Source organism: Salinibaculum salinum, from assembly GCF_037645885.1.
GTDB classification, from domain to species: domain Archaea; phylum Halobacteriota; class Halobacteria; order Halobacteriales; family Haloarculaceae; genus Salinibaculum; species Salinibaculum salinum.
Genome location: NZ_JBBENW010000017.1, coordinates 29,003 through 43,797 on the forward strand (window position 1 = coordinate 29,003; position 14,795 = coordinate 43,797).

The 14,795-nt window shown below is 61.1% G+C and carries 23 protein-coding genes and 1 tRNA gene; 21 read left to right on the forward strand and 3 right to left on the reverse strand.

Annotation, left to right across the window (positions count from 1 at the left end):
- Nucleotides 1–117: 117 nt before the first annotated feature.
- Entirely contained in the window at nucleotides 118–405 is a 288-nt protein-coding gene (locus WDJ60_RS14210) for an amphi-Trp domain-containing protein (RefSeq protein ID WP_340101242.1), read from the forward strand.
- A gap of 113 nt (nucleotides 406–518) precedes the next feature.
- Here WDJ60_RS14210 and WDJ60_RS14215 read toward each other — a convergent pair.
- Nucleotides 519–608 (reverse strand) — tRNA-OTHER (locus tag WDJ60_RS14215).
- Nucleotides 609–1,208: 600 nt separating this feature from the next.
- Here WDJ60_RS14215 and WDJ60_RS14220 point away from each other — a divergent pair.
- The gene (locus WDJ60_RS14220) at nucleotides 1,209–1,511 is read left to right on the forward strand and encodes a site-specific integrase (RefSeq protein WP_340101244.1); all 303 of its coding nucleotides are present in this window, start codon (nucleotides 1,209–1,211) and stop codon (nucleotides 1,509–1,511) included.
- A 42-nt stretch (nucleotides 1,512–1,553) separates the two neighbouring features.
- Here the strand turns inward: WDJ60_RS14220 and WDJ60_RS14225 are convergent, their stop codons facing one another.
- A complete protein-coding gene (locus WDJ60_RS14225; protein WP_340101246.1) occupies nucleotides 1,554–4,208 on the reverse strand; it encodes a PAS domain S-box protein in 2,655 nt (884 codons plus the stop codon).
- Nucleotides 4,209–4,359: 151 nt separating this feature from the next.
- Between WDJ60_RS14225 and WDJ60_RS14230 the strand changes: the two genes are divergently transcribed.
- Nucleotides 4,360–4,563, forward strand: coding sequence for a dodecin family protein (locus WDJ60_RS14230; protein ID WP_340101248.1), 204 nt, complete (start codon nucleotides 4,360–4,362; stop codon nucleotides 4,561–4,563).
- 9 nt (nucleotides 4,564–4,572) lie between these two features.
- Here the strand turns inward: WDJ60_RS14230 and WDJ60_RS14235 are convergent, their stop codons facing one another.
- A complete protein-coding gene (locus WDJ60_RS14235) occupies nucleotides 4,573–5,028 on the reverse strand; it encodes a ferritin-like domain-containing protein (RefSeq protein ID WP_340101249.1) in 456 nt (151 codons plus the stop codon).
- Between the two features lie 237 nt (nucleotides 5,029–5,265).
- Between WDJ60_RS14235 and WDJ60_RS14240 the strand changes: the two genes are divergently transcribed.
- The 18 genes from WDJ60_RS14240 to WDJ60_RS14325 all read left to right on the forward strand — a co-directional run bounded on the left by WDJ60_RS14240 (nucleotide 5,266) and on the right by WDJ60_RS14325 (nucleotide 14,793).
- Nucleotides 5,266–5,673 carry a hypothetical protein gene (locus WDJ60_RS14240; RefSeq protein WP_340101250.1) on the forward strand — a complete coding sequence of 136 codons (408 nt, stop codon included), beginning with the start codon at nucleotides 5,266–5,268 and terminating at the stop codon, nucleotides 5,671–5,673.
- 242 nt (nucleotides 5,674–5,915) lie between these two features.
- Nucleotides 5,916–6,761, forward strand: a complete 846-nt coding sequence (locus tag WDJ60_RS14245; RefSeq protein WP_340101251.1) for an RNA methyltransferase — start codon at nucleotides 5,916–5,918, stop codon at nucleotides 6,759–6,761.
- A gap of 4 nt (nucleotides 6,762–6,765) precedes the next feature.
- The gene (locus tag WDJ60_RS14250; RefSeq protein WP_340101252.1) at nucleotides 6,766–7,776 is read left to right on the forward strand and encodes a 50S ribosomal protein L3; all 1,011 of its coding nucleotides are present in this window, start codon (nucleotides 6,766–6,768) and stop codon (nucleotides 7,774–7,776) included.
- 3 nt (nucleotides 7,777–7,779) lie between these two features.
- Nucleotides 7,780–8,520 (forward strand): 50S ribosomal protein L4, encoded by a 741-nt coding sequence (gene rpl4p / locus WDJ60_RS14255; protein ID WP_340101253.1) that lies wholly within the window; start codon nucleotides 7,780–7,782, stop codon nucleotides 8,518–8,520.
- Nucleotides 8,517–8,768, forward strand: coding sequence for a 50S ribosomal protein L23 (locus WDJ60_RS14260; protein ID WP_340101254.1), 252 nt, complete (start codon nucleotides 8,517–8,519; stop codon nucleotides 8,766–8,768). Before rpl4p ends, WDJ60_RS14260 begins: the two co-directional genes overlap by 4 nt.
- 1 nt (nucleotide 8,769) lies before the next feature.
- The gene (locus WDJ60_RS14265; RefSeq protein ID WP_340101255.1) at nucleotides 8,770–9,495 is read left to right on the forward strand and encodes a 50S ribosomal protein L2; all 726 of its coding nucleotides are present in this window, start codon (nucleotides 8,770–8,772) and stop codon (nucleotides 9,493–9,495) included.
- On the forward strand, nucleotides 9,492–9,914 hold the full coding sequence (locus WDJ60_RS14270) for a 30S ribosomal protein S19 (protein WP_340101256.1): 423 nt from the start codon (nucleotides 9,492–9,494) through the stop codon (nucleotides 9,912–9,914). Before WDJ60_RS14265 ends, WDJ60_RS14270 begins: the two co-directional genes overlap by 4 nt.
- A 1-nt stretch (nucleotide 9,915) precedes the next feature.
- Nucleotides 9,916–10,377 carry a 50S ribosomal protein L22 gene (locus WDJ60_RS14275; RefSeq protein WP_340101257.1) on the forward strand — a complete coding sequence of 154 codons (462 nt, stop codon included), beginning with the start codon at nucleotides 9,916–9,918 and terminating at the stop codon, nucleotides 10,375–10,377.
- Entirely contained in the window at nucleotides 10,377–11,303 is a 927-nt protein-coding gene (locus WDJ60_RS14280; protein WP_340101258.1) for a 30S ribosomal protein S3, read from the forward strand. Before WDJ60_RS14275 ends, WDJ60_RS14280 begins: the two co-directional genes overlap by 1 nt.
- Nucleotides 11,300–11,533 carry a 50S ribosomal protein L29 gene (rpmC, locus tag WDJ60_RS14285; RefSeq protein ID WP_340101259.1) on the forward strand — a complete coding sequence of 78 codons (234 nt, stop codon included), beginning with the start codon at nucleotides 11,300–11,302 and terminating at the stop codon, nucleotides 11,531–11,533. Before WDJ60_RS14280 ends, rpmC begins: the two co-directional genes overlap by 4 nt.
- Nucleotides 11,534–11,830 carry a ribonuclease P protein component 1 gene (locus tag WDJ60_RS14290; protein ID WP_340101260.1) on the forward strand — a complete coding sequence of 99 codons (297 nt, stop codon included), beginning with the start codon at nucleotides 11,534–11,536 and terminating at the stop codon, nucleotides 11,828–11,830.
- Nucleotides 11,821–12,156, forward strand: a complete 336-nt coding sequence (locus tag WDJ60_RS14295; RefSeq protein ID WP_340101261.1) for a 30S ribosomal protein S17 — start codon at nucleotides 11,821–11,823, stop codon at nucleotides 12,154–12,156. Before WDJ60_RS14290 ends, WDJ60_RS14295 begins: the two co-directional genes overlap by 10 nt.
- Nucleotides 12,156–12,554 (forward strand): 50S ribosomal protein L14, encoded by a 399-nt coding sequence (locus WDJ60_RS14300; RefSeq protein WP_340101262.1) that lies wholly within the window; start codon nucleotides 12,156–12,158, stop codon nucleotides 12,552–12,554. Before WDJ60_RS14295 ends, WDJ60_RS14300 begins: the two co-directional genes overlap by 1 nt.
- Nucleotides 12,551–12,913, forward strand: a complete 363-nt coding sequence (rplX, locus tag WDJ60_RS14305; protein ID WP_340101263.1) for a 50S ribosomal protein L24 — start codon at nucleotides 12,551–12,553, stop codon at nucleotides 12,911–12,913. Before WDJ60_RS14300 ends, rplX begins: the two co-directional genes overlap by 4 nt.
- Complete coding sequence (locus WDJ60_RS14310) at nucleotides 12,910–13,689, forward strand: 30S ribosomal protein S4e (RefSeq protein ID WP_340101265.1); 780 nt, start codon at nucleotides 12,910–12,912, stop codon at nucleotides 13,687–13,689. Before rplX ends, WDJ60_RS14310 begins: the two co-directional genes overlap by 4 nt.
- A complete protein-coding gene (locus WDJ60_RS14315; RefSeq protein WP_340101266.1) occupies nucleotides 13,686–14,216 on the forward strand; it encodes a 50S ribosomal protein L5 in 531 nt (176 codons plus the stop codon). Before WDJ60_RS14310 ends, WDJ60_RS14315 begins: the two co-directional genes overlap by 4 nt.
- Entirely contained in the window at nucleotides 14,213–14,404 is a 192-nt protein-coding gene (locus tag WDJ60_RS14320; RefSeq protein WP_340101267.1) for a 30S ribosomal protein S14, read from the forward strand. Before WDJ60_RS14315 ends, WDJ60_RS14320 begins: the two co-directional genes overlap by 4 nt.
- On the forward strand, nucleotides 14,401–14,793 hold the full coding sequence (locus WDJ60_RS14325; protein WP_302081132.1) for a 30S ribosomal protein S8: 393 nt from the start codon (nucleotides 14,401–14,403) through the stop codon (nucleotides 14,791–14,793). The genes WDJ60_RS14320 and WDJ60_RS14325 overlap by 4 nt, the downstream gene beginning before the upstream one ends.
- The last annotated feature ends 2 nt before the right edge of the window (nucleotides 14,794–14,795 follow it).

Consider the following 14,795-nt stretch of genomic DNA (forward strand, 5'->3'; position numbering starts at 1 on the left):
AACTCGATATGTAGACACGCTTTCTGAACAGAACCAGTGTCCGGTTCTCAGCACAAATATGGATATCTGCTGGATACAGGGGATTCACTTATCGGTGCAGGCAACGTATCATTCATTATGCCTGAAGAAGTCCTGTTCAAATCAGAGAGTGACCAGACCCGAGAAGAAATCGCATCGTATCTCCGCAGCGTCGCTGATACGCTCGAACAAGGGGATGCAATCACACTCAAATCCGGTTCCGAGTCTGTGACAATGGAACCACCAGCGCGACCGACGTTTGAGGTCAAAGCCGAACGCGAGGGACCAACGGACGGGTCCGGTGAATTGAGTATTGAGTTCGAACTCGAATGGAACGAGAACGGCAATGAGGGGGATGGCGGGAGCGGCCAGTTAGAAATTGAGTGATCAATTCGCACGCTTACTGAGCAGCGCATTCACTCAGATGAGCTAGTCACTGTAGTAATGTCTTGCCGATAAGTTGTGAATTGGTTAGTATAGTGTTGGTACGGACTGGGGAACGGAAGGGGTGGGAATTGAACGCCACGAGGCCAAGAGGGCCCCCACGGACGACGCTGGTCCATGGTGCTATACCACTTAGCTACCCTTCCTACAACACTCAACCAACGAATCACGATTAGTAACACGGTGCTTTTGCTGGCAGTAATCTCCGTATTACTGTCCTACTCTGTCCGACTGCGGTATCGCTCACTACGCACGCTTAGTGTGCGAAAGGGGCGTCCGGTTCTCAGCCCAAACCCGCTTTTCTCACCGTCGTAGTTCTATTACAAGTCGGGCACCGGTCAATACAGACAGAAAACCGAACGATTCACATCAAACAGAGGGAATATTATCATATGTCCGATCTCACCGACCGTCTACTCGCCGTACATATCATCCTAATGGCCTTGCTGGTCGTGTCTCAAACGACTGTCGCACCTCGAAACCAACTTCTGGGGACGGTAGGTCTTCTGTCTGGAGGTGTGGCTATTGGATACGCACTTAGTGAACTGAAGGGACTTTCCACTTAGGCGGGCAAATCGATAAGTTTGCACGCTTAGTGAGCAGTTGCCGCTTCAAAGATTACCCGGCTATTCTCACTGTCGCAGTTGTACCACAAGTGCGACAGCGAAGCCCTGAATCGCCCTGATATTCAGCAGGGCCCGCCCGATTCGGACATTCAAGTTATCGCTGTTGTTGGAACAAACGTCATGCGAATAGAGCGCAACGAGAATCACCACTCGTACCGCTGCTGGATGAACCCCGACGAGTACAAGCAGCTGAAGCAGGCCGCTGGGAGCTATCGAGACTCGCTCATCATCCAACTGGGTGGGGAGCTGGGCCTGCGGTCGTTCGAGATTCCACAGATTCGACCAGAGCACCTGAAGCACGTCGACGACCACGCCCGGCTACGGGTGCCACAGGGGAAGGACACCGAAGGGAGTGGAGGCAAGCCAGGAGCGAAGCGAGCACGTCTCGGCGCGTTCAATATCTCGGTCAGCGCACTTCTGTAACTGATAATTTCGACGAGCACCGTGTCGCGTGTCCTCTCGGCTCTACGTCTCGGTATACTCGACGCCCGTAATCTCGAATCGAGCGCCGCCTTCGGGGGAGGCGGTCACAGTGACATCCCAGTCGTGGGCATTTGCAATCTGTTCGACGATGGAGAGGCCGAACCCGGACCCACCTGCCGCCGTGGAATATCCTGAGTCGAACACCGTCTCCCGGTCTGACTTGGGGATACCGGTGCCGTCGTCTTCGACGTAAAACCCGCCGTCGAGGTCACCCACAGTGACTGTCACAGAGTCCCCGCCGTGTTCTACGCTATTCCGAAAGACGTTCTCCAGAAGTTGCTGCAGTCGGCTTCTGTTGGCGACAACCTCGCCAGTGGTGTCGGTGTCGAGTGTCGCCTCCGCGGTCGCGACGGTCTGCCAACAATTCCGAGTCAGCTTCCCGAGGTCGACCGGTTCGGTTTCGTGTAGGTTGTTTCCGTGACGCGCCAGTGCCAGCAGGTCGTCGATGAGCCTGTTCATCCGCGAGTGGGAGCGTTCGATGGCGGCGATGTGGTCGCTGTCGCACTCCTCGCCGAGCAGTGCAAGTCTGGCGGTCGCGACGTTCAACGGGTTCCGCAGATCGTGTGAGACGACACTCGCGAACTCTTCGAGTTGCTCGTTCTGAGCGCGTAACTTCTGTTCGCGCACGCGCACCTGTTCGGTCCGCTCTATCTGTTCGAGTGCAGTGGCGATGTTTCCGGCCAGAATCTCACCGAGGACGACATCCTGCTGGTCGAACGCCTCGGGTGTCGGTGAGCCTGCAACCAGGATACCGACCTCACCGATAGGGAGATAGAGTTCGCTCCGGACTGGCGTGTCTGGATTGTAGATGTCTGGGTCGTCGTGAATGTCGTCCAGAGCGAGTGGGTCGCCCTGTTGGTATACGCGCCAGGCGATGCTGTCCTCTCCCGTGAACGTCGGCACGTCGCCGATGAGGTCGTAGACCGCATCGGTCGCAGCGAGCGGGACTAGCTCGGACCGCTCTTTGTCGTAGAGATGAATCGCACTCGCTTCGAGGTTCAGGATATCTCTGGCAGCACTAACCCCGATCTCGGCCACTTGTTCCTGTGATTCCGCGGTCACCAGCTCTCGAGTCATCCCATTCAGGGCTTCGAGTCTCCGCTCGCGTTCCATTCGGTCTGTCACGTCGTGGTAGACCCAGAGATGCCCCTCCCCGTCGGGGAGTTCGATTGGGTGATGATTCCGCGTGAACGTCCTCCCATCTTGGAGTTCCCACGCTTCGTCGACGACGGGGGTCTGGTCTGCGACGAGTTCGGTCGTCCGTTCGACGAACGCCTCCGAGTCGACGAACAACTCGCTGGCTGCCGTCGCCACTTGTTCACAGTCGGACCCGATGACATCCTCGGGTGTGCCGGGCATCTCGAACAACTCGAGCAGTTGGTCGTTGATCGACAGGACGTTTCGCGAGGTGTCTTCTGCGAGAACACCGACGGGGAGTGTGTCGAACAGCGTCGAGAGGAGGCTGTTCGTCTCTTCGAGTTTTCGTTCGCGTTCTTTTCGGTCCGTAATGTCACGGAGGACGCCGACAAAGTATCGGTCGCCCTCGTACGTCACTTCGCCGAACGTGACCGAGAGCGGAATCGGAGTCCCGTCTCGGTGCTGTCCCTGGAATTCGGTGTCGTTCCAGTCGAGCGTTCTCTGGTCTGTTTCGAGATATCGCTCGAACGCAGCGGTGTGTCGCTCGGCCACTTCGTCGGCCATCAGAACCGTCAGCGGTTTGCCGACGAGTTCGTCGGGGTCGTGTCCGAACGTCCGTTCGACGGAGGGATTCGCAGAGAGAATCGTATTCGCCTCGTCGACCGTAATGATGGTACTGGTCGCCGCCTGGATTATCTTCTGGTCGCGTTCGAGTTCCCACTGCTGGTTCTTTCGCTCGGTGATGTCCTGGAACTGCGAGAAGATAGCGACGACGTCGTCGTTCTCGTCGGTGACGATGCGGTTGTGCCACTCACAGACAATGGTTTCGCCGTTCTTCCGGATGTTCTCGTTGATACTGTGGTAGCCCCCGCTGCCGTTCAGTAGTTCGTCCACTACGTCACCGACCGACGACGCATCTGAGTCCGACACGATGGTCTCCCACGTCTCTCCGGCCAACTCGTCTTCGGTATAGCCGAGAATCGCTTCGGCGGCATCGTTGAGACGCGCGATGTCGAAGTTGTCGTTCCACTCGATAACCCCAAGCGGTGACTGCTCGACGAACAGCGAGAGCCGCTTCTGGCTGGCTTCGAGTGCGCGTTTCGACCGGGACTGTTCGACTGCGTTGGTAACGCGGTTCGCGAGAACAGCGTACTGGCTCGTCCCCGATTCCTTCTGCAGGTAATCCGTGACGCCCGCCGATATCGCCTCACTGGCGACCTCTTCGGACCCCTTGCCAGTAAAGAGAATGAACGGGAGGTCGGGACGTGATTCCCGAACAGTGGAGAGAAATTCGATCCCGTTCTCACCCGGCAGATTGTAATCGGAGACGATACAGTCGATGTCGGTCTCCGCGAGGTAAGATAGTCCTTCACTGACCGTCGCAGTCGTCTCGACGGCGAAGCGGTCGTCTTCCCGTTCGAGAAACGTCGCTGTCAACTCGGAGATGTCGGGGTTGTCGTCGACGTGGAGGATGCGAATCGCTTCAGTGGTCTCGGTCATTCGTTCTTACCTTCGTACCCTGTCCCGCTAGATACCACACAATTGTATGTAAATCATATAAAATATGTCCTTCACTCTCTCGTCAGTGTCACCATCAAATACAATTACTCTGTTCATACTTAACATACCGCACGAAGTAGCTCGTCGTACAATGACAGTGCACAAAGAGGTTATTGTCACAGCGACGAGCGAGGAGTCGTGGGAAGACGCCGCGCTGAACGCCGTCGACCGGATGGATGCCACCATCGAAAAACTGCAGTGGGCCGTGGTCCAGGACCAGTCCATTCAGGTCGATCCACCGTCAGACCCGGAGTTCAAAACGAAAGTAAAAATCGGATTCGAAGTTGACGAATAGCGGCGTCGCTCAGTCGTTCTGGTACTCTTTCTGGAACCCACGGAACTCGGTACGGTGGGCTTCCTCGTCGGCGAGAATCGTCACGGCGAGGTCTTCGGTGACAGGGTCGTTCGCCTCTTCGGCGGCGTCGATGAGGTCGCGGTAGGTGTCGATAGCGCCCTCTTCTGCGTCGAGAACACCGTTGATGACCGAGAGTACGTCTGTTGAATCCTCTGGTGGCTGGAGCGAATCCTGCCGGGCAGTGAACTCAGCGGACCCGGGCGGGCGCGCGTCGAGTTGTTTGAGCCGCTGACCTAACTGTCCGGCGTGGCCCAGTTCTTCCTGGATGTCCTGTTGGAGACTCTCTTTGATTTCTTCGGCGCGGACACCGTCGAGGACGATAGCGTTCGTCTGGTAGTTCATCACCGTCTCGATCTCGTCGCTGTACGCCTTCCGGAGGAGTTCGACGACGCTGTCTGAAGACATGGCGTCTTCACTTCGATTCCGGGAGCCAAATGTGTTCTGCCGAATCATCTGGCGACGCCGTCTATCATTGCCGCTTGCGTGCGGAACGTGCCACCGATTGCGCGGTCTGGCCGCGGATAAGATAGGGTTATTCGAATCTCAGACATCAGGACGCCGACCGTTTTGGCGATTCGGACGACATAACAATTCGACTGACCTGTCGGGGGTCGAAATGGGCCTACCAGAGCCCCGATACCAATGACAGACGAACCCTCCACCAGTCGACGGATGGTACTGACCGCGACCGGCCTAAGCCTCTGTACGGCTGTCGCCCTCGCAGGATGTGGCTCCCCCGACGACGGCAACGAAACTGACGGTGAATCACCCGCCGGTGACGGCGAAGACGATGGGCAGACTGAAGAACCGCTCGACGAGACGCCCACCGAGACGCCCGAGGAACCGCTCGATGAAACGCCCACCGAGACGCCCGGCGAGACCGAATCCGGGATGGACGAGAACGGTACGACTGAGACTGTCGCCGACGAGACTGAGATGGACGGAGAGGGAACCGTCGACGAGACGACCGAAACGAACGAGACAGATGAGATGACCGAAACGCCAGTCACGACACCGACGGAGGCGGGTACGGCCAATCAGACTGGCTAACATCTGGCGCTGATTCCCCGGTCGGTATCCGTTCCGGACACTCTCCGTTTATTATCAGCTCTTCTGCTACCTGGAGACTGGTCACCTGGCTATCGATACCGGGAGTGAACGAGATTCGAGCGGCAGGGGACCCAGCGAGCCGTGTGAACGCGTCTCACCGCGCGCGTGAAGCGCGTAGTTTTTAAGTTAGGGATGGAGATTAATCGGCACAGTCTAGTGGCGCGACGTGGAAGCGTTACGGCATGACTGTCAGCGTACTCGTGCCGTCGTCTCTCATCCGGGAAGCCGAGGACAAACGCGAGGCAACTCGCAAAATCGGTTACGTGGCCCGCGCGGCCACCGTCTTCCGGGTGGACCGACTCACGGTCTATCCGGACCCAGACGGGACCCGGAGATGGGACGAGGGGTTCGTCGAAACCGTACTTCGGTACGCCGCGACGCCCCCATACCTTCGAAAGGAGGTCTGGGACAAGCGGGACGAACTGGAGTTCGCGGGCGTCCTGCCACCGCTCCGCGTGCGCTCACAGACCGGCTCCGGATCCGAGGGTTCGGGGTCGTTAAGACAGGGAATCGTGACCGAGGTCGGTGCTGATGGGCACGTTCGGGTCAATTGCGGACTGCAACACCCAATCTCGCTTCCCGTCCCTTCCGGAATGGAAGTCAGGGAGCGAGAGCGTGTCACCGTCAGGGTCTCTTCGCGAGAACCGGTCCGGGCGAAGCTCGTCGACAGATCCCCACCGGGATTTGCCGTCGACGCCACGGACCTCGATTCGGCGCTCACACGTGACGATTCGGGCACTGCCATCGCCGCTTCGCGGCACGGGGAGGAGCTCGACGTGACGCGTCTCGGCCAGCTGGCTGGGACGATATATACGAGCGGCGAACCGGAACTGACCGTCGCGTTCGGTGCACCCGAGCGGGGGCTCCCCGCCATTCTGGGCACCGACACGGACGACATCGGGAGAGGCCACGGCGAGACAGGCAGATTTGACCTCTGGCTGAATACGGTTCCGAATCAAGGCAGCGAGGTGGTGCGAACCGAAGAAGCGATGTTCGCCACCCTCGCCTGCCTCAACCTCACGGAGTGAACCAATGCCACAATCAAGCAGACCACGAAAAGGTTCGCTGGGCTTCGGCCCGCGGAGCCGCGCGTCAGACGAGACGCCGCGGTTCAATAGCTGGCCCGACGACGACGGCCAGCCGGGGCTACAGGGCTTTGCCGGCTACAAAGCTGGTATGAGCCACGTCGTGATGATCAACGACGAGCCAAATTCCGCACGCGAAGGGATGGAGGAGACTGTCCCGGTGACAGTCCTCGAAACCCCTCCGATGCGGGTCGTAGCACTGCGAGCCTACGAAGACACGCCGTACGGCAAACGTCCGCTGACGGACGTCTGGACCGACGAGTTCCTCCCGGAACTCGATCGCGCGCTGGACGTACCCGAGGACCACGACGCCGCGGCGACAGAGGAACAGGTACGAGACGCACTCGAATCGGGCGACCTGGCGGACGTTCGTGCGGTCACGCACACCGTCCCCGGCGAACTCGACGGCGTCCCGAAGAAGAAACCCGATGTCATGGAGAATCGCATCGGAGGCGGCTCTCTTGCTGACCGCGTTGATTTCGGACTCGACTTGCTCGACGAGGGCACAGTCGACGTGACCGACGTGTTCCGCGCCGGCGAGTACGCCGACGTGGCCGCCGTCACCAAGGGCAAAGGGACACAGGGTCCCGTCAAGCGCTGGGGCGTCCAGAAGCGGAAGGGCAAACACGCCCGCCAGGGGTGGCGACGCCGTATCGGCAACCTCGGCCCGTGGAACCCGAGCCGCGTTCGGTCGACCGTCCCACAGCAGGGGCAGATGGGCTACCATCAGCGGACCGAACTCAACAAGCGCCTCATCGACCTCGACGACGAGGGAGCCTCCGTCGACGGTGGCTTCGTCAACTACGGCGAGGTCGACGGCTCGTTCGCGCTGGTCAAGGGCTCGGTGCCCGGACCGGAGCAGCGCCTCGTGCGCATGCGCCCGGCAGTGCGTCCGAACGACCAACCGCGCCTCGACCCCGAGGTGCGCTACGTCTCCGAGGAGTCGAATCAGGGATAAACTATGCAGGCAACAGTACACGACCTGAACGGCGACGACGACGGGGAGGTCGAACTTCCCGAGGTCTTCGAGACCACGTACCGACCGGACCTCATCCGGAAGGCCGTCACCGCCGCGCAGGCAAACCGCAAGCAGGACTACGGTTCCGACGACTACGCCGGGCTGCGAACGCCAGCAGAATCGTTCGGAAGCGGTCGTGGGCAGGCCCACGTACCGCGTGAGAACGGCCAGGGCGCTCGCGTCCCCCAGACCGTGGGTGGCCGTCGCGCACACCCGCCGAAAGAAGAGAAAGACCGCTCGCTGTCTATCAACGACAAAGAGCGGCAACTCGCCGTCCGCTCGGCCATCGCGGCCACGACGGACGCCGAGGTCGTCGAAGAGCGCGGACACGACTTCGGTGACGTGGACCTCCCGCTGGTCGTCTCCGACGACTTCGAGGACGTTCACAAAACACAGGAAGTCGTCGATGTGCTCGAAGCACTCGACATCTACGCCGATATCGAGCGCGCAGACGAGACCAAGATTCGGGCCGGTCGTGGCTCCTCCCGGGGCCGCAAGTACCGCCGTCCGACGTCGGTTCTGTTCGTCACCAGTGAAGAACCGTCGCGTGGCGCACGCAACCTCGCGGGCGCAGACGTGGCGACTGCCGGCGAGGTCAACGCAGAAGACCTCGCACCCGGTGGCCAGGGCGGTCGACTGACCGTCTGGACCGAGAGCGCTCTCGAGGAGGTGGCTGACCGATGACAGTAATTCATCATCCGCACGTCACCGAGAAGGCCGTCGACAAGATGGACTTCGAGAACAAGATGCAGTTCATCGTCGACATCGACGCCAACAAGGGCGAGATCGCCGAGGACATCGCTGACCAGTACGACGTCACCGTCGAGAACGTGACGACGATGGTCACGCCACAGGGCAAGAAGAAGGCAACTGTGCTCCTCTCGGCGGACGACGACGCACAGGAAATCGCCAGCCGTATCGGGGTGTTCTGAGATGGGACGACGAATTCAGGGACAACGACGCGGACGCGGCACGCCCACGTTCCGGGCACCGTCGCACCGCTACAAATCGGACCTGCAGCATCGGAACGTCGAAGACGGCGACGTCGTCTCCGGGACGGTCGTCGACATCGAACACGACCCGGCGCGGAGCGCACCCGTCGCCGCAGTCGAGTTCGAGGACGGCGACCACCGCCTCGTGCTCGCGCCGGAAGGCGTTGGCGTGGGCGACACGATTCAGGTCGGCGTCTCCTCGGCCATCGAGCCGGGTAACACCCTTCCGCTCGCGGAGATTCCGGAAGGTGTCCCCGTCTGTAACGTCGAGTCCAACCAGGGCGACGGCGGGAAATTCGCCCGTGCCTCCGGCGTCAACGCGACGCTGATGGCACACGACCGTAACGTCGCGGTCGTCCAGTTGCCCAGTGGCGACGTGGTTCGACTCGACCCGCAGTGTCGCGCCACCATCGGCGTGGTCGCCGGTGGCGGCCGGACGGAGAAGCCGATGGTCAAGGCAGGCAACAAGTACCACAAGATGAAATCCCGCGGGTCGAAGTACCCGACCGTCCGCGGTGTTGCGATGAACGCCGTCGACCACCCGTTCGGTGGCGGTGGCCGGCAACACCCCGGCAAACCCAAGTCGATTTCGCGGAACGCCCCGCCGGGCCGCAAAGTCGGTGACATCGCTTCACGGCGCACCGGTCGCGGTGGTGACTCAGAATGAGCTCGGATTACCAAATCGGTCACGAAGGTGAGTTCACCTACCGTGGCTACACGCTCGACGAACTGCAGGAGATGAGCATCGACGAGGTTGCGGAACTGCTTCCCGCGCGCCAGCGGCGAACTATCGAACGCGGACTGTCCGTCGAACACGAGAAACTCCTCGAGAAAGCCCGCGAGGCTGAAGAGGAGGAGACGGCGAACAACCCCATCCGTACACACCTCCGGAGTATGCCGATCCTCCCGGAGATGGTTGGGCTGACCTTCGCCGTCCACACCGGCCAGAGCTTCGAACGCGTCAAGGTCGAACCCGAGATGATCGGGCACTACCTGGGCGAGTTCCAGCTCACCCGGACATCGGTCGAGCACGGACAGGCCGGGATTGGAGCGACACGCTCCTCGAAGTTCGTGCCACTCAAATAATATGGGAATCAGCTACTCAGTCGACGCAGACCCGGACACGACGGCGAAAGCGATGCTCCGGGAGCGTCAGGTAAGTCTCAAGCACAGCAAGGCCATCGCCCGAGAGATCAAGGGCAAGACGGCCGAGGATGCGGTCTCCTATCTGGAGAGCGTCATCAACGAGGACCAGTCGGTCCCGTTCCGTCAGCACAACACGGGCGTCGGCCACCGCAACGACATCGACGGCTGGGACGCCGGCCGCTACCCCGAGAAGGCCAGCAAGGCCTTCCTCGACCTGCTCGAGAACGCAGTCGGCAACGCCGACCACCAGGGATTCGACGGCGAGTCGATGGAAATCGTCCACGTCGCCCCCCACAAGGTCGGCGAACAGGCAGGCCGCCAGCCCCGCGCGATGGGGCGGGCTTCCCCGACGGCAGCGCCGGAACTCGACGTCGAACTCATCCTGCAGGAGGTCGATGAGTGATGGCGGACGAACAACAGTTCATCGAGAACGGTCTCCAGCGCACGCAGATTGACGAGTTCTTCCAGGACGAACTCGGTCGCGCCGGCTACGGCGGGATGGAGATCGCCAAGACGCCGATGGGCACCCAGATCGTGCTCAAAGCAGAAAAGCCCGGCATGGTCATCGGGAAGGGCGGGAAGAACATCCGGAAGGTCACGACGACGCTCGAAGAGGAGTTCGGGCTGGAAGACCCCCAGGTCGACGTCCAGGAAGTCGACGAGCCGGACCTCAACGCGGCAATCGTCGCCGACCGACTGGCCAACGCACTCGAGCGTGGCTGGTACTTCCGGAAAGCCGGTCACACGACCATCGACCGCATCATGGAAGCCGGCGCGCTCGGTGCCGAGATCGTCCTGTCTGGAAAAGTGACAGGCGCACGCTCGCGCGTGGAGAAGTTCAACCGTGGCTACATCAAGCACAACGGCGAACCCGCAGAGGAGATCGTCGACCACGGTATCGGCACCGCAGTGATGAAGCTCGGTACCATCGGTGTACAGGTCAAGATCATTCCGCCGGACGCGGAACTCCCCGACGACTTCGAGATCTACGAGGACGTCGAGGTCGAGGACTACGTCGAGGAAGCCGAGGGCGTCGAAGAACTGCTCGCCGGCGAACCCGACGAAGAGGGTGAACCCGAAGAGCCGTCCGCCGAGGACGAACCCGAGGACACCGAAAAAGAGGCTGACGTCGAAGTCGACGAGGAAGTCATCGAGGAGGCTGACGAGGAGTTCGAGGACCCCGACGTTCCCGACGAGGCGGACGTCGAAGAGGACCTCGACGACCTCGCGGCCGATGTCGACGAAGAACTCGACGAGGACACCGAAGCCGAAGCAGAAGAGCTGATGGACGAGATGGAAGACGAGGACGAGGAGGGTGACGAGGAATGACGATTCTGCACACCTCCGAGATTCGAGACATGACCGCCGCCGAACGCGAGTCGGAGCTCGAAGACCTCGAAACGGAACTGCTCAACGCAGAAGCAGTGAAGGCAGCAGGTGGGATGCCGGACAGTCCTGGCCGTATCAAGGAACTCCGGCGGACCATCGCGCGCATCAAGACGATTCAGAACGAAGAGGGCGACCTCGCGGGCGGCGCAGCCGCCGAGGAGGCCGAATAAATGCCGTTGACACCCGAGTCGCTCCCGCGACACGAACTGGTCGGACTCGACGCCGAGATTGTCTCGGCTGACAACGAAGACCTCGTCGGCATTGCAGGTGAAGTCGTGACGGAGACGACGAAGACGCTCGGCATTCAACGGGACGATCGGGTGTCTCACGTGCCGAAGGCCGGAACGACATTCGAGTTTGCAATTCCGAGCGGCGGCGGCCACCAGGTCGTCACCGTTGACGGAGATCGACTCGTCGCGCGACCGGCACGACGCACGGAACAGACAGGTGATTCGAAATGGCGCTAGGATTGAACGTAGCAACACCGGAGGAGACCTGCGAAGACGAGAACTGCCCGTTCCACGGCACACTGAGTGTCCGCGGGCAGACGCTCGACGGAGAGGTCGCCTCCACAGACATGGACAAGACCGTCGTCGTCGAACGAGAGTACGACGTAACGGTGCCGAAGTACGACCGGCTCATGAAGCGACGGAGCCGCGTCCCGGCACACGCACCACCGTGCGTGGAGCTGGAAGTCGGCGACACGGTCACGATAGCAGAGACACGACCGCTCTCGAAAACTAAATCCCACGTTGTCGTTAGCGTGGAATCCGATACAGGAGGTGAGGAGTGATGGAGGCACTGAAGGCCGACGTCACGCAGGGCCTGGAGAAGGGCTCGCTCATCAATTGTGCGGACAACACGGGCGCACGGCAGCTGAAGGTTATCAGCACGGCCGGCTACTCGGGAACCGTCAATCGCCACCCCAAAGCGGGGCTCGGCGACAAGATCACGGTTTCGGTTACGAAGGGGACCCCCGAGATGCGTCGGCAGGTGCTCGAAGCTGTCGTCGTTCGACAGCGAAAGCCCATCCGTCGCCCGGACGGGACCCGCGTGAAGTTCGAAGACAACGCCGCGGTCATCATCGACGAGAACGAGGAACCGCGCGGGACCGAACTCAAGGGCCCCATCGCACGGGAAGTCGCAGAGCGGTTCGGAAGCGTCGCGTCAACAGCGACAATGATAGTATGACAGAACAACCACGCAAACAGCGAAAGCAGGCTGCCGAAGCCCCGCTGCACAAACGCCACAAGGACGTGCGCGCGACGCTGTCCGACGACCTCCGTGAGGAGTACGGACAGCGCAACGTGCGGGTCAACGAAGGCGACACCGTCGAAGTGCTCCGTGGTGACCACGCCGGAACGGAGGAAGACGTCGTGAACGTCGACCTCCGCGAGGGCATCATTCACGTCGAAGAGGTCACCCAGGAGACAGCAGACGGCGAAGAGGTGCCACGACCGGTCGATGCGAGCAACCTTCGCGTCACCAGTCTGGACCTCTCCGACGAGCGGCGTGAGGCACGCCTGGAATCCGAGGAGGACAGCGCATGACGAAACATCAGAAACGACTTTCGGTGCCGAAAAGCTGGCCCATCGAGCGAAAGACCGAGACGTTCACGGTCAAAGCCGACGCGGGTCCCCACGGTGAGGCGGGGGTTCCCCTGCTCATCATCCTGCGGGACGTGCTCGGCTACGCCGATAGCCGCAAAGAAGCACGGTACGCGCTCAACGAGGACAACGTCGTCATCAACGGCACGGCCGTCTCCGACGAGGAGCGACCGGTCGGGATGTTCGACATTCTGGCCTTCGACGAGCGCGAAGAGTACTACCGCGTGTTCCCCGGCGAGGGTGGTCGGCTGTCGCTGACCCCCATCGACGAGGACAGCGCGCAGTCGAAACTCGGCAAGATTACCGAGAAGCGACACATCCCTGGCGGCGACGTTCAGCTGACACTCCACGACGGGCAGACGCTGCTCGTCGAGGAAGACAGCGACTACGACGGCGGCGATTCGCTCGTCGTCGGCAACGAGGACAACGAAATCGTCGCTCACTTCGAGTACGAAGAGGGTGCACTCGTGACGGCCGTCGACGGCGCACACGCCGGCGACATTGGCCGAATCGAAGAGATCCAGGTCACGCCGAGCAGTGCCCAGAACAACGTCATCACTGCCCAGGACGACATCCCGGGCATCGAAGACGAGGGCGGCTTCGAGACCGTCGAGGAGTACGTCGTCGTCATCGACGAGAACTTCATCGAGGGCGACGCGGAGACCGCATCGGAAGACGCAACCGCAGACGACGAATCCGAGGAGGGTGACGACGAATGAGCTCGGAAACTGAAGGCGGAGAGTTCCACGAGATGCGGGAACCCCGCGTCGAGAAAGTCGTCGTCCACATGGGCATCGGTCAGGGTGGGGAACCACTCGGACTGGCCGAGGACATTCTGGCCGAGATTACTGGCCAGAACCCCGTACGGACCACCGCAAAGAAGACCGAACCGGACTTCAACATCCGCGAAGGTGACCCAATCGGAACGAAAGTCACGCTGCGTGACGACGACGCCGAGGAGTTCCTGCGGACGGCACTCCCGCTGGTGGACCTCTCGGCGACGCAGTTCGACGACACGGGCAACTTCTCTTTCGGCGTCGAGGAACACACGGAGTTCCCGAGCCAGGAGTACGACCCGACCATCGGTATCTTCGGGCTGGACGTGACGGTCAACCTCGTCCGCCCCGGCTACCGGGTGGCAAAGCGGGACAAGGCATCGCGACCGATTCCGCCGGCTCACCGGCTGAACATCGACGACGCAGTCGCCTTTGTCGAACAAACCTTCGACGTGGAGGTCGACCAATGAGCGAGAGTGAAACTGAGGACGGCGACGAGGAGCGCACCGGCGAGCACGCCGCGAAACGCACGGGACAGCTACAGTCGTGTCAGCGCTGTGGCCGCGAACAGGGACTTGTTGGAAAGTACAACATCTACCTGTGCCGGCAGTGCTTCCGAGAGGTGTCCCGGAGCATGGGATTCAAGAAATACTCATGACAGGAACGGACCCACTCGCCAACGCACTCTCGGCAATCGACAACGCAGAGAGCGTCGGCCATCTCGACCAGACAGTACAGCCCGCCTCGAACGAAATCGGCAGCGTCCTCGAGGTCTTCTACGACCGCGGGTACATCGACGGCTTCCAGTTCGTCGACGACGGCAAAGCCGGCCAGTTCGAGGTCGACCTGAAAGGAGCAATCAACGAATGTGGCCCGGTCAAGCCGCGCTACTCCGCGACGGCCGACGAGTTCGAAAAGTGGGAGAAGCGATTCCTCCCCGCCCGTGACTACGGGACGCTCGTCGTCACCACCTCGCGTGGCGTTATGAGCCACTACGAGGCCCGCGAAGAGGGCGTCGGCGGCCAGGTCATCGCATACGTCTACTAACA

Bases quoted from the DNA above. Each gene is read 5' to 3' on its own strand.
- WDJ60_RS14300 (WP_340101262.1), top strand. From the start codon at position 12,156: ATGGAGGCACTGAAGGCCGACGTCACGCAGGGCCTGGAGAAGGGCTCG.
- WDJ60_RS14220 (WP_340101244.1), top strand. From the start codon at position 1,209: ATGCGAATAGAGCGCAACGAGAATCACCACTCGTACCGCTGCTGGATG.
- rplX (WP_340101263.1), top strand. From the start codon at position 12,551: ATGACAGAACAACCACGCAAACAGCGAAAGCAGGCTGCCGAAGCCCCG.
- WDJ60_RS14310 (WP_340101265.1), top strand. From the start codon at position 12,910: ATGACGAAACATCAGAAACGACTTTCGGTGCCGAAAAGCTGGCCCATC.
- WDJ60_RS14260 (WP_340101254.1), top strand. From the start codon at position 8,517: ATGACAGTAATTCATCATCCGCACGTCACCGAGAAGGCCGTCGACAAG.
- rpl4p (WP_340101253.1), top strand. From the start codon at position 7,780: ATGCAGGCAACAGTACACGACCTGAACGGCGACGACGACGGGGAGGTC.
- WDJ60_RS14270 (WP_340101256.1), top strand. From the start codon at position 9,492: ATGAGCTCGGATTACCAAATCGGTCACGAAGGTGAGTTCACCTACCGT.
- WDJ60_RS14265 (WP_340101255.1), top strand. From the start codon at position 8,770: ATGGGACGACGAATTCAGGGACAACGACGCGGACGCGGCACGCCCACG.
- WDJ60_RS14320 (WP_340101267.1), top strand. From the start codon at position 14,213: ATGAGCGAGAGTGAAACTGAGGACGGCGACGAGGAGCGCACCGGCGAG.
- WDJ60_RS14280 (WP_340101258.1), top strand. From the start codon at position 10,377: ATGGCGGACGAACAACAGTTCATCGAGAACGGTCTCCAGCGCACGCAG.
- WDJ60_RS14315 (WP_340101266.1), top strand. From the start codon at position 13,686: ATGAGCTCGGAAACTGAAGGCGGAGAGTTCCACGAGATGCGGGAACCC.
- WDJ60_RS14240 (WP_340101250.1), top strand. From the start codon at position 5,266: ATGACAGACGAACCCTCCACCAGTCGACGGATGGTACTGACCGCGACC.
- WDJ60_RS14230 (WP_340101248.1), top strand. From the start codon at position 4,360: ATGACAGTGCACAAAGAGGTTATTGTCACAGCGACGAGCGAGGAGTCG.
- WDJ60_RS14275 (WP_340101257.1), top strand. From the start codon at position 9,916: ATGGGAATCAGCTACTCAGTCGACGCAGACCCGGACACGACGGCGAAA.
- rpmC (WP_340101259.1), top strand. From the start codon at position 11,300: ATGACGATTCTGCACACCTCCGAGATTCGAGACATGACCGCCGCCGAA.
- WDJ60_RS14245 (WP_340101251.1), top strand. From the start codon at position 5,916: ATGACTGTCAGCGTACTCGTGCCGTCGTCTCTCATCCGGGAAGCCGAG.
- WDJ60_RS14225 (WP_340101246.1), bottom strand. From the start codon at position 4,208: ATGACCGAGACCACTGAAGCGATTCGCATCCTCCACGTCGACGACAAC.
- WDJ60_RS14210 (WP_340101242.1), top strand. From the start codon at position 118: ATGCCTGAAGAAGTCCTGTTCAAATCAGAGAGTGACCAGACCCGAGAA.
- WDJ60_RS14290 (WP_340101260.1), top strand. From the start codon at position 11,534: ATGCCGTTGACACCCGAGTCGCTCCCGCGACACGAACTGGTCGGACTC.
- WDJ60_RS14235 (WP_340101249.1), bottom strand. From the start codon at position 5,028: ATGTCTTCAGACAGCGTCGTCGAACTCCTCCGGAAGGCGTACAGCGAC.
- WDJ60_RS14250 (WP_340101252.1), top strand. From the start codon at position 6,766: ATGCCACAATCAAGCAGACCACGAAAAGGTTCGCTGGGCTTCGGCCCG.
- WDJ60_RS14325 (WP_302081132.1), top strand. From the start codon at position 14,401: ATGACAGGAACGGACCCACTCGCCAACGCACTCTCGGCAATCGACAAC.
- WDJ60_RS14295 (WP_340101261.1), top strand. From the start codon at position 11,821: ATGGCGCTAGGATTGAACGTAGCAACACCGGAGGAGACCTGCGAAGAC.